We start from the raw sequence: 15,011 nt of genomic DNA, 5'->3' as shown, positions 1-15,011 counted from the left end.
AACTACCAATGAGAAGATTAATGTAAAAAGCAGCTATTTTCTGTGTTTATTTAAAAAATAGCTGCTTTTTAATTTTTTGCATTTTTAAAAATAGTCAGAATTATGTATATTTTTGTTGTAATTAAACGAAGGAGGAATTGATATGCAAAGTACTGGTAGAGTGAAAATTCCTGAGGGAAAGAAAGTTGCAGTAAACATTGGTGTAGATTTTGATGCAGCATCTGTATGGTATGGCACGTTTGGGCGAACATCTCCAGCCTATTTAGCAAGAGGTGAGTTTGGAGCAGAGGTCGGTGTGCCAAGATTATTGAATTTATTTGAGAAATATAATATTGCAACAACATTTTGTATTCCAGGACATACGATAGACACACATACGGAAACTGTTAAAAATATTATTAAAGCTGGACATGAAATATGCCATCACGGCTACGCGCATGAAAATCCAACAGATATGAGCTATGAGCAAGAGGAATCCATAATGTTAAAGGGATTAGAGGCTTTAAAGCGAGTTGGGGTTGAACCGGTGGGCTATCGTTCACCAGCATGGGATTACAGCCCAAATACATTAAAGCTATTAGAAAAATATAATTTTAAATATGATAGTAGCTTAATGGGAAATGATCTACATCCATATCGCCCAAGAGAAGTAAATGTCGATTTTGACAATGGCAATACTTTTGGCCCACCAAGTCATGTTATTGAAATTCCCGTTTCATGGTATTTAGATGATTTTCCAACCCAAGAATATGTGATTGGAGGAGGAGAGGGCCTTCGCTCAAACACAGAAGTATATGAGCGCTGGAAATCTATTTTTGATTATGCAGTCGATCATTTAGAGGGGGCCTGTTATATTTTAACCGTTCATCCTCAAACAATAGGACGAGCACATAATATTCAAATGCTGGAAAAGCTAATTCAATATATGGAAGAGAAAGGAGCTTGGTTCACAACACTTGAAAATATTTGCTCGGCATATGAGGAAAATACTAATTAATAGTTTAAAAAGGAGGAAATACATCCATGCAAGTAAAGGTTTCGAATGTTCAATTTAAATTTGAAAGCTATTCATCCTTTGAGGATTTTGCCAATACGGTCCAACGTATTTTTAAAGATATTCCTTTAGATAGTGATTATGTTTTATTCCCGGAGCTAGTAACGATTGGTCTACTGACAACCTATGGGGACTATCACACATTTACAAGTCAAGATAATAGTAAGCTTGCTAATTTTTTAAATGATTATATTGAGCTGTTTAATACGTTATCTAAAGCTAGAAATCAAGTAATTATTGCTGGCTCCACGCTTGAGCAGGAAGGACCAGATACCTTCAATACAGCTTATATTTTTGATGGAAAAGGTAATTATGCTAAGCATAGAAAAACGCATATTTTCCCAGCGGAATCGGATTGGGATACAAAAGAAGGCGATATCCTTGAGACATTTGATATTGGTCCGGTAAGGATTGGTGTAGCTATTTGCTATGAAATTGAAATTCCTGAAATAGCGACAATTTATAGTAGACAAGGAGCGGATATCATTTTCTGTCCTTCCTATACATTTACTGAGCATGGTTTTTGGCGTGTTCGTCATTGTGCAGAAGCAAGGTGTATTGAAAATCAGTTATACGTTATTCATTCTCCTATTATTGGGGAGGTGGATGGCGTTATCGAAACTGGCTTTGGCAACTCTGCCAATTTATCGCCATGTGAGCTTCCATGGACATCTAACGGAATAATGGAAGAATGTACTACAAGCGATTTTGAGGTTATTACCTCTATACTAGAGATAGACACGTTATATGACAAAAGAAAAAGTGGTGTAGCTACTACTTTCCATGATAGAAAACGAAGAAATGATGTATATCAAAAATATAATATGTAAGAGGTGTATGACATGAAGAAATGGTTAACAGTTTGTTTGTTAGTTTTTGCTGTCATTTTGGCAGCATGTAGTAGTACGGATGATTCAGGCAGCTCGGATGACAAGCAATCATCTGATGATCAGAAAACGGTAGCCTTTTTCTCTGCAGGTGCCAGTAATAATTATTTACAAACAGGCATTAAAGAAGCTGAAAAAGTAGCAAAGGAATACGGTTGGAAAATAGAAATATTTGATGGCGGCTTTGATCCGCTTAAACAGCTAAATCAGCTTCAAAATGCAGTAGCACAAAAAAAGTTTGACGCTTTTTTAATAGAAGCGGTGGATGGCAATCAGCTTTGTGATATGGTTCAAAGCTCAGTTCTTCCAGCAAATATTGCCGTTTCAGCCATTAATATTGAATTGTGCGGAGCAGTGGATGATGCTGCTGAGGGAACACTTACGTTTGTAGGTGGACAAGGTGTAAATGTTTATCAGGATATTTACAAAGATATTGTTGCAAACAATCCAGATGGCGGGAAAATTGCCATTATTGGTGGGCCGTCCACTGGTACACCCTATTTAAACAATATAAAAGGCATGGAGCTTGAAATAGCCAATAATGATAAATGGCAAATCATTGGTCCATATTCAACAGATTACACAGCCAATCAAGCGTTCCAAGTTACACAAAACGCATTACAGGCTCATCCTGACTTGAAGGTGATTTTTTCAAACTATTCAGGAATGTCAGCAGGAGTTGTAGAGGCTGTGAATGCTGCTGGTAAAAAAGGAAAAGTAAAAATTTATGATTTCGGTGGGGACGAGTGGTCCTTTGAAGCAGTTCGAAACGGTGATATTGAACAAACAGTTATTATGCTTCCAAAAGAAGAGGTACAAAAAGGAATGGAAGCGATTAAAAATCATTTTGAAGGGAAGGATTATCAATCCTTTTATGATTTAACACAAGAGGATATTTTACCAGGTACACCTTATGTAAATAAAAATAATATCGCAGATTTTGAGACAAAAGGGTTACCAGAATATTAGATTGAGCCATTATAAAAATATAGGGCAAGTTCACGGGCATTTTCTATTACCTCGTGTGCTTGCTTTATCAGGAGGGGAGTGATCCTATGACAAAGGCAGCACCTATCATCAATATCACTAATTTATCAAAAAAATATGGTGAGTTTTTTGCTAATCAAGGCATTCATATAACAATATCAAAAGGTCACTGCCACGCCTTTATTGGGCAAAATGGCTCTGGTAAATCAACACTTATTGGCATGCTTTCGGGCAGAATTAAGCCTACAGAAGGCAATATTTTTATTGACCAAAATGAATTACATTACGGCGATCCACATAGCTCTAGAGAGGCTGGCATTGCAACAATATTTCAGGAATTAACCATCATACCGAATATGACAGCCTTAGATAATGTATTTCTTGGCTTTAAGGAAGGTAAGTCTATTTTGGTCAATCGAAAAAAACGGTTAGAACGATTTTATGAATTGAGCAAACTTTTAAATACCCGTATTTCACCGAATTCTTATGCAATTGATTTATCTGTAGCTGATCAGCAGATTCTTGAAATAATGAGATGTTTAAATTTAGATTCCAAAATATTAATTTTGGATGAGCCTACATCCTCCTTAGCACAGAATGAGAGGGAGGCTTTATTAGAGGCTCTAATGGAATTGAAGAAAAGAGGAATCACAATCCTTTACGTTAGTCATCATCTGGATGAAATCATGAAAATCTGTGATTCATTTACAGTGTTAAAGAGTGGTGTAGTTACGGAGCATAGCAGCATAGAGGGATGGACAAAGCAAAAAATTGTACATGCTATGCTTGGAGAGGAAATCGACAGCGATTTTAAAGAAATTTTAGTGCAGGAGTATCCAAATCAAATTCCTTCAGAGGAGATTGTATTAGAGGTTGAAAATTTGGAGAGCTTCCACTTTTTAAAAAATATATCCTTTACGTTAAAGCGAGGAGAAATTTTAGGCTTGGGTGGATTAGTGGGCTCGGGCAGAAGCGCAATTGCTAACACGCTTTATGGACTAGGCGAAAATTGTAAAGGAACGCTTAAAATACAGGGGGAGTCAGTTAAAATACCTTCTACGCCTAGACAAGCAATTGGAAATGGAATCGTATTAGCCCCAGAGGACCGGAAAAAAACAGGACTTCATTTAGGCTTTGAGGTACATGAAAACATTAATCTAATTGATTTAAAGCGCATTGGTTCCTATGGCTTTTTATCTACTAAAAAATCAAAAAAACTTGCTCAACAATATATACAGGAGTTTAAGCTAACAAGACCCATTAATTCCATTGTTAAAAATTTATCGGGAGGAAATCAGCAGAAGGTTTTATTGTCAAAGGTTACAAGTGTTAATCCGAAGGTTTTAATAGTAGATGAACCTACTAGAGGGATCGATGTTGGTGTTAAGTTAGATGTGTTACGTAAATTAAAGGAGTTAGCGATGCAAGGTATGAGTATCATTATTATTTCCTCAGAGCTAGAAGAGGTGGTTGCTGTCAGCAATCGTGTACTTGTTATTTCTAAAGGAGAAATTGTAAGTGAGCTAAAGGGCAAGGACATTAGTGTCAATAAAATCGTTGAATCAACGTTTTTGGAAGGGAGTCACCAGGCATGATGAATAAACTATCTGAAGAACAGAAATTGACTTCTTCCAGAAATAGAAGTCTGAATTTTGGGAACATTAAAAATATAGGGTTTAGGTATGGAGTAGTTTTCGCATTTGTTGTGCTGATTATTATCTCCTCAATTGTTTACAATGGGTTTTTAAATCCTACTAATATATTAAATATGCTAAGTCAATTAGCGATTATTGGCATAATGGCTGCTGGAATGACCTATGTTATGATCACTGGCGGTTTAGATATGTCTATCGGAGGATTATATGCTGCAACGGCTGTTGTTTCTGCAAGCTTAGTAGATAGCACATCTATTTTTGTAGCAGTGATTGTCGGCTTATCGGTTGGTCTTATTGCTGGTTTGTTAAACGGTGTTTTAATCACTTATTTAAAGGTACCTCCTTTTGTAGCAACACTGGGTACAGGCTCTATTTTCACTGGCTTTGCATTAGTATATTCGAAGGCACAGCCATTTTTTGTGAAGGACCCAGCCTATAAATTTTTCGGTTCTCATTATATAGGACCAATTCCCGTTTCTGTCATTATTCTAGCTGTTATTTTTATTACGCTAGGAACAATTCTCTCTTACACACTATATGGTAAGGCATTATATGCAGTAGGAGGCAACAGTGAGGCTAGTAGATTAGCAGGATTAAAGACAAATCGACTAATCATTAGCACCTACATCATCTGTGGTCTATGTGCATCCATGAGCGGTATCATTTTATCTTCCCGACTTGCACAGGGTCAGGCAAATATAGGGGAATCAATTGTTTTGGATGTAATAGCAGCTGTCGTTATTGGTGGTACCTCACTTTCAGGTGGACAGGGTGCAATTTGGCGAACATTTATTGGTGGAAGTATTTTAATTATGATTTCAAATGTTTTTGATAGTCTTTCTATCAGTACTTATTGGCAATCTATTTTTAAAGGCGCCATTATTATTGTCGCTGTTATGATCGATTTTTATGGACGTTCGAAGATTCAGAAATAGAGAGGATGAATAAAATGCGCTTACACAATAAAGTAGCAATTATTACAGGTGCGGGAAATGGACAAGGGCTGGCAGAGGCTGAATTGTTCTTACAAGAGGGAGCGAAAGTGGTTGCAACAGATATTAATGAAGAGGCATTAGAGCTTTTGAGGAAACGGCACACAGGAAATGATAATCTTTTCGTGCATAAACATGATGTATCCTCTGAGACAGAGTGGGAGATTGTTATCAAAAAGACCATCCAATTATTTGGGAGCTTAGATATTTTAGTGAATAATGCGGGCATCCCTTCTCGAAGCTCAGTGATACATGAGGATTTAGAGGGTTGGAATAAGGTTATGACCATTAATGCGACAGGTACTTTTTTAGGCGTTCGAAAATGCGCAGAGCACATGATGAAGCAGCAAGCAGGAAGTATTATTAATATCTCTTCTGTCTATGGAATTATCGGTGAAAAAGGCTATGTTTCCTATCATGCCTCAAAGGGAGCTGTCAGAAGCTTAACAAAGGCAGCGGCAATGGATTTAGCAGAATACAATATCCGCGTGAATTCTGTGCATCCTGGCATGATTGAAACAGAGATGACACGAGATCTTTTTGAGAATAGCGAAAAAGCGAAATGGATGAAGGAAGTAACGCCATTGCCATTGCTCGGAAAACCTCAGGATGTAGCCTATGGCGTTTTATATTTAGCGAGTGATGAAGCAAATTTTGTGACAGGCAGTGAGCTAGTTATTGACGGAGGCTGGATTGCGAAATAAAGATTATTGATGGAGGTATTTATGACAAAGCGTATTCTAATTACGGGAGCTACTGCTGGTATTGGCAGAGCCACTCTCGATAAATTTTATCAGGAGGGCTTTCATATCCTCGCATGTGATATTAATGTAGAGGAAAGTAGCAGGCTAAGTAATATTTATGGTGCTCAAGTTGATTTTATAGAATTAGATGTTACAAAAGAGAGTAACTGGAAATCATTACAAAGATATATACATGACAAAGACTATCGAATTGATGTATTGTTTAATAACGCTGGGATATTTGTCATGAATGATATAGCTACAACTACAGATAAAGAGTTTCAGGCTATGTTTGATATTAATGTGAAGGGTAGCTTTTTAGCTTTAAAATATATTGCACCTATTATGTATAAACAGGAAAATGGCTCGATTATTAATGCTTCCTCCAATGCCGCCTTTTTTGGTGCAAAAGGTCTAGGGATATATGGAGCAACTAAAGGTGCCATACGAACACTTACAAAAAACGCAGCAATGGAATTTTCACCATATGTAAGAGTGAATTCCATTCATCCAGGATATATTCAAACACAAATGATTGAGTATGCGGCACAAAAATCAAATAAAACGCCACAGGATCAGGCAAAGTATGTACCATTAAAAAGATTAGGACGTCCAGAGGAAATCGCCTCATTAGTCTATTATTTAGGGAGCGAGGAAGCATCCTATATTACGGGTAGTGAAATAGTTATTGATGGTGGTGTATCTAGCGGCCAATCGATCTGGGAAGAGGAACAATCCTAAGAAACTAGACAGGGGTGAGAATAATGTATTTATCGTTAAAATATAAATATCTTATTCTTACCCTCATTGTATTTATTTTGCCCTATTTTATGATGACAGTGATTTATATAAATAATGTTGGAGAATATCAAAAGAAGCTTTTAATAGAAACAAGACTAGAGGTATTGAAAAAAATTCATTATTTTAATTCGTCTTTTGAGAATAATCAAGCAAGCACAAAGGTATATCATGAAGTGTTAAATTCAATTTGGGGCAGCTACTCTGATTTCCTGTTATTAACTGAGCAGAAGGATATTAGATTCAGCACGAATTCCCATATATCAGAGCATGAGGAGTATTTTCGTAAATTAGAGCCCAAGAAAACCAATTACTATAAAATTGATTATTTGAATGTAGAACGAATTCTGATGTATTCATTTGATCCCTTTAATAATTGTTACTATGTTGTTATTGCTACATCTGATTCCATTTTTAAAGAGCTGAATAATAAAAAGGAGGATTTAATGGCCTTTGCAATTGCCTCCACTTTACTGCTAACTATTATCACATTTTTATATTCCAATAAAATTAGTACGACTTTGCAAATGCTTATTGAGCGTATTACCTCTTATAGAAAAGCAGTTTATCATATTGAAGATATTGAGAAGAAGTCTGCTTGGATTAATGATGAGTTGAATATCGCCAATCAAGAATTAAATCAGACAATTGCTTATATGGTAGAAAAGGAAAAAGACTATGTTCGAGAAAACTATGAAGCACAATTAAATAATTTACAAAGCCAAATTAATCCACATTTTCTTTACAATACCTTAGACAATATCAATCAATTAGCTATGATTCATGAGGTTGAGGAGATCTCTACTTTAAGCGTTGGACTAGCAAAGCTTTTTAGATATAACACGGGCAATAGTGAAAAGGAAACAACAATTGAAAAAGAGCTTGAGATTATTGAAGAATACATTAATATTATGAAAATCAGAGTTTCTTATTTAGTATTTCATATTCAGATAGAAGATAATGATTTATTACAAAATGCTATTCTAAAATTTACACTTCAGCCAATCGTTGAAAATATTTTTAAGCATGGTTACAGCTATAAAGAGTCTATATCGATAAATATTGATATTTATCGAAAAATAAATGATGTCGTAATTGATATTTATAACAATAGCGAATATAGGGACATTGCTCAAATAGCGATGCTAAATGAAAAAATAAATGAAGAAAATCATGAGGGCAGCATTGGATTGAAAAATGTAAATAGACGATTAAAGATAAAATATGGAGAAGCATATGGTGTTACAGTTCTAGTTAACGAACAAAAATATTTTGTGTCGAGAATTCTATTACCATATAAGAAATAATGTCTTCTAACGGTGAGGTGAGCTCTATGAATATATTTATAGTAGAGGATGAGAACTTTATTAGAGAGGGACTAAGCTTTTTTATCAACAGAAATTTTACTGAATCCCTACATGTCTTTTCTTATGCAACTGGGGAAGACATGTTACTGGCAGCTAAGGATATTTCCCCTGACATCGTTTTATCGGATATTAATTTACCTGGTATGAGTGGAATAGAGGCTGTATGGGAGCTAAAAAAGTTCCATCAATTTAAGGTGATTTTTCTATCTGGCTATGATGACTTTCAATATTTGCAAAGTGCTATTCAAATTGGGGCAGAGGATTATATTTTAAAGCCAATTGATTATAAAAATCTAAAGCTAAAGCTTTCACAAACGATGGAAGCATTGAGCATGAAGAGACAAGTAGATTATGCTATCAAATATAATCAATTATTAAATTTAATATTGGCCTTTGATCAACAAATGACGGATAGTAATATCTATTCATTTGAATACTTTGTTATCAGCATCAATCAAACAAAAAATATAGGAATTCCACACGCTCATGAGCTATTTTATTTTAATATTTTTGGGGAGCACATTGAGATTATGAATACCGATTTTGTTTTGTCGTATAGTCAGGATCATCATATCGTTCTGCAAAGAAAAGACTTACATGATGTAAATCAAGCCGTGCTAGAGTTACTGCTGAAGAAGCATCTAAATACAAGCGGCACTGTGCTAAACAAAAGAAAATCCATTTTTGATAATCAAATTCTTACGGATGAGTTAAAATTACAAGAATTTATAGGGGTTTTACAAAATACAAACATTGATTTTCAGCAAAGATTAGAATTCATGATTACGTTCTTATTACAATATAGCATTCATTTCAATTGCTTTGAAACGTATAACAGTGCCCAAAAAATTATTAGTATTCACCATCAAATGATTAAAGAAGACAATTTATCAATAATAGTAAATAGCTATATAGAGCCGCTCGTAGATAAAATACTTAATTTACATGGCAATAGGGATGATTTAGGGAAAAAAATAGTCGATTATATTTATACACATTTTGATGATCCACAGTTAGATTTGAATTATTTATCAGGCATATTTAACAAAAGCCAAGCAAATTTAAGTATATTAATTAAAAAAAGCATTGATAAAAATTTCATCCACCTGTTAAATGAGCTTAGAATTGACAAGGCAAAGCAGCTACTAGTTCATAGTAATAAAAGAAATAATGAAATTGCTTCGTTAGTGGGCTATAGTAATGAAGAGTATTTTAGTAAAGTATTTAAAAAATATGTTGGGATGACACCCGCCAAATATCGAACTATTTAAATAGTACGTGGGTTTCGGTAAAATAACTATAGAATGTCCGGTTGAACATAGAAAGGATGGGATGAGTAATATGTTCCGATCAATAGCACCTCCAACAATGTCTTTACAGTAGAATCTACTGTTTAAGGCATTCCACACTAGCTTGCTCTTCTTTCAATAGATTCTACTGTATAGGCTAAAAACTATATAAGTAGAAAGTAGGAATCAGAAGTGAGCGGAAAATTTGCATTTGTTTTATCTATGATTATCTTTGGAGCTGTCGGTGTTTTTGCAAAATATATACAGCTACCATCCAGTGAAATTGCATTCTGGATGAGTGTCATTGGCTCTTGCTTTTTATTGGTAATTTTCATCGCAAAGAAAGAAAAAATAACGAAAGCATCTATTCTGCCTAATATATGGCCATTGCTACTATCTAGTGTAGCATTATGTGGGAATTGGATTTTTCTTTTTCAAGCATACAAAGAAACAACCATTGCAAATGCAGCGCTTAGTTATTATTTTGCGCCAGTTTTAGTGATTTGTTTATCACCGATTATATTAAAGGAAAAACTGTATCTAAGAAAAATTTTCTATGTCTGTGTGGCGCTGGTTGGATTATTCTTTATTGTCCATAGCCAAGCTGCAGGAGAAAATGGGCAGGATATCGGTATAGTGTATGGGCTTATTGCAGCATGTTTCTATACATTCGTAACCTTTGTCAACAAGTATATTCATGGACTTAAAGAGCCTGCTAACACAATTGTGCAGCTTTCTTTAGCAGCGTTATTTCTGGCACTTTATCTTTCTGGAACAAATGGATTCCAAATCATGCATATCGATATAAAATCCATTAGTTTACTTATAGCATTGGGTATTGTCCATGCTGGTATAGGCTTCTATCTTTTCTTTTTGGGAATGAGTCAATTAAAGGGGCAAAGTATAGCCATTCTAAGCTATATTGACCCTCTAACGTCATTGGTTATCTCAACGGTGATTATAGGAGAAAAAATGACTGTGATACAAATAATAGGAGCCATTCTATTGCTTGGTGCGACCTTTATTAGTGAAATCGATGAGAAAGAACTTTAAAGGCGTCATATTGACAGCAAGAAATCTTTACAGTAAATTTAAAGTAATTGCATAATAGCATTGGGTGCCCATTATGGGAGAATAGGGAATAAAGTGAGAGTCTTTAGCGGTCCCGCCACTGTAAAAAGGAGTTTCATAGAGAATGCCACTAGCATGGTGCTGGGAAGGTTCTATGAAATGTTGAAATTAAGCCAGGAGACCTGCCTAATTGCTTCGATTATATAGACGATGGAAAAGTCTGTAGTTTATTTGTGATGAATAAACTGCAGGCTTTTTATATTGTCTCGAAAGATAGAAAGGGGAATAGTTTCATGCAATTATTACAGCAAACGATTAAAAAAATTCAAAATGCGGATAGCCGTATGATGGAGAAAGCTAGGGAATATATAGACTCTCTGAGCAAGCCACCTGGAAGCTTGGGGAAATTGGAGAATCTTGCTGTACAGCTTGCTGGTATTACAGGAAAATTATTTCCTAAAATTGAGAGCAAGGCAATTATTGTCTGTGCAGCAGATCACGGTGTTTGTGAGGAGGATGTTACTTCCAATCCACAAAAGGTAACCTTTTTACAAACAATGAATTTTCCAAAAGGGCTAACGGGTGTTTGTGCAATCGCCAGCATAACCAATGCCAAAATTGTAACGGTCGACGTTGGTGTAAAAGAAGATTTACCACTTGATGCTGGAGTCATTCTAAAGAAAATCAAATATGGAACAGACAATATGGCAAAGGGTCCAGCTATGTCAAGAGAGGAAGCTATTCAATCCATCGAAGTAGGAATTGAAGTCGCAACGAGCGAAATTAAAAATGGAGTGGATATTCTTGGAACTGGAGAAATGGGTATTGGGAATACTACCCCAAGTGCAGCTATCCTATCCGTGCTTCATGCCTGTCATCCAAATGTAGTAACAGGAATGGGCGCTGGTGTGGGAGCGGGGGGAATTGCGCATAAGGTGAAGGTTATTCAACATGCTATTGCATTAAACAAGCCCAATCGCCACGATGCTATTGATATTCTTGCAAAAGTTGGTGGCCTAGAAATAGGTGCTATGGCTGGAATTGTACTTGCTGCGGCTGCAAATCGCAAGCCTGTTGTTATTGATGGCTTTATTTCTACGATTGCTGCCCTCATAGCATTTGAGCTTGAGCCAAAAGTAAAGGACTACATCATTCCTTCCCATGCCTCAGAAGAACCAGGTGCAAAAATAGCAGCCAAGTTGCTAGGGGTAGAACCAATGCTACATATGAATATGCGTTTAGGAGAAGGCTCTGGTGCAGCTTTAGCCTTTCCAATTTTAGAGGCAGCATGCTCCATGATTAAAAACATGGCTACACTTGAGGAATCTGTAGTGCTAGTAGAAACGAATGAATGAAGCACACTTTCTATTTATAAATGCTGATGGTTGAAAAAATATTTGCTTGAGGCATTTCTTGGCAGCAGCAAAAAGTATAACAAGCCCATTTAATCGAACTATTTGGGCTTGTTACTATTCATAAAATGGTTATGCTCGATTCAGCTTTCGTAAAGGCAAACGCCATTTCTTCATATAGGAAAGAACTCTTAGCACTGTAATTATTCCAAATAATCCATATAAAAAGAGGTCGCCTGTTAAAACTTCTAAACCAATCACAAGTCCTGCAAGAGCTGCCCAAACACCATAAATTTCATCACGTAATACGAGAGGCTTGCGTCTTGCTAATAGATCCCGAACAATCCCGCCTCCTGAACCAGTTAAGACAGCAGCTACAATAACCGCACTAATTGGCATATCGAGCTTTACCGCATAGAGGGCACCTTGAATAGCAAATGCAGATAAGCCAATTGCATCTGTGAAGTTTCCCCAGCGATGCCAATGCTGAATTAGATGATGTGGGAAAATAAAAAATATAGTAATCGCCGCAAGCGCAATTTGAAACATCATATCCTGTCCCCATAACGTTGTAACAGGAAGGCCAATAAGCAAGTTACGAATTGCCCCACCACCAAAGGCAGTGACAATACCGAGTATATAAACACCGAATAAATCGTATTCTTCCTCCATGGCGATAATTGCCCCAGAAATAGCAAAGGCAATTGTTCCGATAATACTAAAAACCTCCCAAGCCATCCCTTCACCCCTTCTGAAAAATATTGTACTTTCTCATTAACGTTAAAGAATTCTATTAAATGTAACAGAATCTATGAATTTTGTAGTCAAAATATCGGAAATAATGAAAGAAGTCCGCACATTAGCTTAGCGCATATTACGAGTAGAAACAATAGGCAAGTTTTGCAGACACATCTACAAATTGTTAAGATGGGATAGGAGTTAAGTGAAAACTTCAATTTGTGGGTATATGTGCCCGTGATTGAATAAATGTGAATGGAGAAGAACGAATGACTTTTACAACGAATTTAACAGAAGAAACGTTAGCGTTAGCTTCCAAAATAGAGGACAAGGTTCGCCCCTTTCATAGGAAGGTAGACGATATGGCGTTCTTTAATCAACAAAAGGTGCTTGCAGCTTTTAGGAAACATCAAGTGAGTGACTATCATTTACACCCTTCTAATGGATATGGCTATGATGATGAGGGACGTGATAATTTAGAGCGTGTTTATGCAGAGGTTTTCGGAGCGGAGGCTGCCATTGTACGTCCACAGATAATTTCGGGGACACATGCTATTACACTTAGTTTATTCGGTGTGTTACGACCGGGTGATGAATTGCTGTATATTTCAGGGCAACCATACGATACATTACAATCCATAGTAGATGGCGGTGACAAGGATACTGGCTCATTAAAGGATTATAAAATCGGTTATCGTCATGTGGATTTAATGGATAATCAAATGATTGATTGGGATGGTGTAGAGGCCGCTATTACAGAGAATACAAAAATGATTGCTATTCAACGATCAAAGGGCTATGCAACACGTCCATCTTTTACTATTACAGAAATTGCTGATATGTGCGTGAAAATCCGTGAATTAGCACCACTGGCTATCATCTTTGTCGACAATTGCTATGGAGAATTTGTAGAGGCTCAGGAACCGACAGAGATAGGGGCAGATTTAATGGCAGGCTCTCTGATTAAAAATCCAGGGGGAGGCTTAGCGAAAATTGGTGGCTATATTGCTGGTCGTGCTGATTTAGTTGAAAAATGTGCCTATCGTATGACGTCACCAGGTATTGGTGCTGAAGCAGGTGCAACATTAAATACGCTTGGCGATTTTTATCAGGGCTTTTTCCTAGCGCCACATGTTGTATCACAAGCTCTAAAAGGTGCAGTTTTTACAGCTGCAATGCTAGAAGAAATCGGTATGTCTACATCACCAAGCTACGATGTAAAACGTACTGATTTAATTCAATCTGTTTCATTCCAAACGGCTGAACAAATGATTGCCTTTTGTCGTGAAATTCAAGCGAACTCACCAATAAATGCCCATTATGCACCAGAGCCAGCCTATATGCCGGGCTATGAGGATGATGTCATAATGGCGGCCGGTACCTTTATTCAGGGATCGAGTATCGAGCTTACAGCAGACGGTCCAATTCGTCCGCCATACACAGCATTTATTCAAGGCGGTCTCACATATGAGCATGTAAAATTTGCGATTTGTAGTGCTGTTCAAAAAATTCAGAAATAGGTAAGTAATAAATCAAAATGGTCAAGTGAATTTTAGTGAATATTGCGTTAAAATGAAGGGATTTCGGTTCCAAGCTACTTTGTCGCTGACGCTTCGCTTTTGCAAGAATAAAGCTTTTTGTGGGCAAGCGACGAGCTAAAGGAACGAAGGTTAAGTGCGTCACGTCCTGTGATAAGTTATCGGTTCGAAAGCGTAGCGACATCAACAAAGACTTTTGTGATCAACATCATGTTGGCCTCAGTTTCTCGTCTGTCTCTTTATCCTACAGAAGTCGAGTAGTTTTACACTCCAATTAAGAATAGTGTGAAACTTTGTATATTTTCTTCATGTCAAAAGTGTGGTTACTGACCCTCATTTTTGCACAATAATAGTTAATACTAAGGCTTAGTTTTATTGTTCACTATATACCATAAGAATGAGCAGTGGTTGATTGGAGTGTAGACTGAGTGACTCCTTGGGGATTAGTGATCTGACCCCAAAAGTTTGAACTTTTTAAGAAACCTTTCGAAACTCAACTGGACTTTTTCCGTTGAGTTTTATTTTTATCCGTTCATGATT

General features: G+C 36.5%; 13 protein-coding genes and 1 riboswitch. Of the genes, 12 read left to right on the top strand and 1 reads right to left on the bottom strand.

The genetic code is table 11. From position 1 onward, the window contains the following. The first annotated feature begins 142 nt into the window (after window positions 1-142). The 11 genes from ACQKIM_RS05350 to cobT all read left to right on the top strand — a co-directional run bounded on the left by ACQKIM_RS05350 (window position 143) and on the right by cobT (window position 12,198). Window positions 143-997: a polysaccharide deacetylase family protein gene (locus tag ACQKIM_RS05350; protein WP_427540186.1), complete on the top strand. Its 855-nt coding sequence runs from the start codon at window positions 143-145 to the stop codon at window positions 995-997. 26 nt (window positions 998-1,023) lie between these two features. After that, complete coding sequence (locus ACQKIM_RS05345) at window positions 1,024-1,884, top strand: nitrilase-related carbon-nitrogen hydrolase (RefSeq protein ID WP_427540183.1); 861 nt, start codon at window positions 1,024-1,026, stop codon at window positions 1,882-1,884. Window positions 1,885-1,896: 12 nt separating this feature from the next. Continuing rightward, the gene (locus tag ACQKIM_RS05340) at window positions 1,897-2,910 is read left to right on the top strand and encodes a sugar ABC transporter substrate-binding protein (protein WP_427540180.1); all 1,014 of its coding nucleotides are present in this window, start codon (window positions 1,897-1,899) and stop codon (window positions 2,908-2,910) included. An 86-nt stretch (window positions 2,911-2,996) separates the two neighbouring features. Further along, window positions 2,997-4,523 carry a sugar ABC transporter ATP-binding protein gene (locus tag ACQKIM_RS05335; RefSeq protein ID WP_427540177.1) on the top strand — a complete coding sequence of 509 codons (1,527 nt, stop codon included), beginning with the start codon at window positions 2,997-2,999 and terminating at the stop codon, window positions 4,521-4,523. Further along, window positions 4,520-5,518 (top strand): ABC transporter permease, encoded by a 999-nt coding sequence (locus ACQKIM_RS05330; RefSeq protein WP_427540174.1) that lies wholly within the window; start codon window positions 4,520-4,522, stop codon window positions 5,516-5,518. Before ACQKIM_RS05335 ends, ACQKIM_RS05330 begins: the two co-directional genes overlap by 4 nt. A 14-nt stretch (window positions 5,519-5,532) precedes the next feature. Next, the gene (locus ACQKIM_RS05325; RefSeq protein ID WP_427540171.1) at window positions 5,533-6,279 is read left to right on the top strand and encodes an SDR family NAD(P)-dependent oxidoreductase; all 747 of its coding nucleotides are present in this window, start codon (window positions 5,533-5,535) and stop codon (window positions 6,277-6,279) included. A 21-nt stretch (window positions 6,280-6,300) separates the two neighbouring features. Then, complete coding sequence (locus tag ACQKIM_RS05320; protein ID WP_427540168.1) at window positions 6,301-7,059, top strand: SDR family NAD(P)-dependent oxidoreductase; 759 nt, start codon at window positions 6,301-6,303, stop codon at window positions 7,057-7,059. 23 nt (window positions 7,060-7,082) lie between these two features. Beyond that, entirely contained in the window at window positions 7,083-8,423 is a 1,341-nt protein-coding gene (locus ACQKIM_RS05315) for a sensor histidine kinase (RefSeq protein ID WP_427540165.1), read from the top strand. A gap of 26 nt (window positions 8,424-8,449) precedes the next feature. Next, window positions 8,450-9,754 (top strand): response regulator, encoded by a 1,305-nt coding sequence (locus ACQKIM_RS05310; RefSeq protein WP_427540162.1) that lies wholly within the window; start codon window positions 8,450-8,452, stop codon window positions 9,752-9,754. A gap of 210 nt (window positions 9,755-9,964) precedes the next feature. Then, a complete protein-coding gene (locus ACQKIM_RS05305) occupies window positions 9,965-10,825 on the top strand; it encodes a DMT family transporter (protein ID WP_427540159.1) in 861 nt (286 codons plus the stop codon). A 45-nt stretch (window positions 10,826-10,870) separates the two neighbouring features. After that, window positions 10,871-11,047: riboswitch (cobalamin riboswitch) on the top strand. 89 nt (window positions 11,048-11,136) lie between these two features. Further along, window positions 11,137-12,198: a nicotinate-nucleotide--dimethylbenzimidazole phosphoribosyltransferase gene (gene cobT, locus ACQKIM_RS05300; protein ID WP_427540156.1), complete on the top strand. Its 1,062-nt coding sequence runs from the start codon at window positions 11,137-11,139 to the stop codon at window positions 12,196-12,198. 129 nt (window positions 12,199-12,327) lie between these two features. Here the strand turns inward: cobT and ACQKIM_RS05295 are convergent, their stop codons facing one another. Beyond that, window positions 12,328-12,933 carry a trimeric intracellular cation channel family protein gene (locus ACQKIM_RS05295; protein ID WP_427540153.1) on the bottom strand — a complete coding sequence of 202 codons (606 nt, stop codon included), beginning with the start codon at window positions 12,931-12,933 and terminating at the stop codon, window positions 12,328-12,330. A gap of 269 nt (window positions 12,934-13,202) precedes the next feature. Here ACQKIM_RS05295 and ACQKIM_RS05290 point away from each other — a divergent pair, with 269 nt between their 5' ends. Continuing rightward, a complete protein-coding gene (locus ACQKIM_RS05290; protein WP_427540146.1) occupies window positions 13,203-14,453 on the top strand; it encodes an aminotransferase class I/II-fold pyridoxal phosphate-dependent enzyme in 1,251 nt (416 codons plus the stop codon). The last annotated feature ends 558 nt before the right edge of the window (window positions 14,454-15,011 follow it).

The sequence above is a fragment of the Lysinibacillus sp. NPDC047702 genome, assembly GCF_050272555.1.
In the GTDB taxonomy this organism is placed as follows: domain Bacteria; phylum Bacillota; class Bacilli; order Bacillales_A; family Planococcaceae; genus Lysinibacillus.
Note: the sequence above shows the minus strand (reverse complement) of the source record. Positions and strands in the feature narration are given on the sequence as shown.

Excerpts from the sequence above, each read along its gene's own strand:
- ACQKIM_RS05345 (WP_427540183.1), top strand. The coding sequence starts at position 1,024 with ATGCAAGTAAAGGTTTCGAATGTTCAATTTAAATTTGAAAGCTATTCA.
- ACQKIM_RS05340 (WP_427540180.1), top strand. The coding sequence starts at position 1,897 with ATGAAGAAATGGTTAACAGTTTGTTTGTTAGTTTTTGCTGTCATTTTG.
- ACQKIM_RS05315 (WP_427540165.1), top strand. The coding sequence starts at position 7,083 with ATGTATTTATCGTTAAAATATAAATATCTTATTCTTACCCTCATTGTA.
- cobT (WP_427540156.1), top strand. The coding sequence starts at position 11,137 with ATGCAATTATTACAGCAAACGATTAAAAAAATTCAAAATGCGGATAGC.
- ACQKIM_RS05310 (WP_427540162.1), top strand. The coding sequence starts at position 8,450 with ATGAATATATTTATAGTAGAGGATGAGAACTTTATTAGAGAGGGACTA.
- ACQKIM_RS05335 (WP_427540177.1), top strand. The coding sequence starts at position 2,997 with ATGACAAAGGCAGCACCTATCATCAATATCACTAATTTATCAAAAAAA.
- ACQKIM_RS05290 (WP_427540146.1), top strand. The coding sequence starts at position 13,203 with ATGACTTTTACAACGAATTTAACAGAAGAAACGTTAGCGTTAGCTTCC.
- ACQKIM_RS05330 (WP_427540174.1), top strand. The coding sequence starts at position 4,520 with ATGATGAATAAACTATCTGAAGAACAGAAATTGACTTCTTCCAGAAAT.
- ACQKIM_RS05325 (WP_427540171.1), top strand. The coding sequence starts at position 5,533 with ATGCGCTTACACAATAAAGTAGCAATTATTACAGGTGCGGGAAATGGA.
- ACQKIM_RS05350 (WP_427540186.1), top strand. The coding sequence starts at position 143 with ATGCAAAGTACTGGTAGAGTGAAAATTCCTGAGGGAAAGAAAGTTGCA.
- ACQKIM_RS05320 (WP_427540168.1), top strand. The coding sequence starts at position 6,301 with ATGACAAAGCGTATTCTAATTACGGGAGCTACTGCTGGTATTGGCAGA.
- ACQKIM_RS05295 (WP_427540153.1), bottom strand. The coding sequence starts at position 12,933 with ATGGCTTGGGAGGTTTTTAGTATTATCGGAACAATTGCCTTTGCTATT.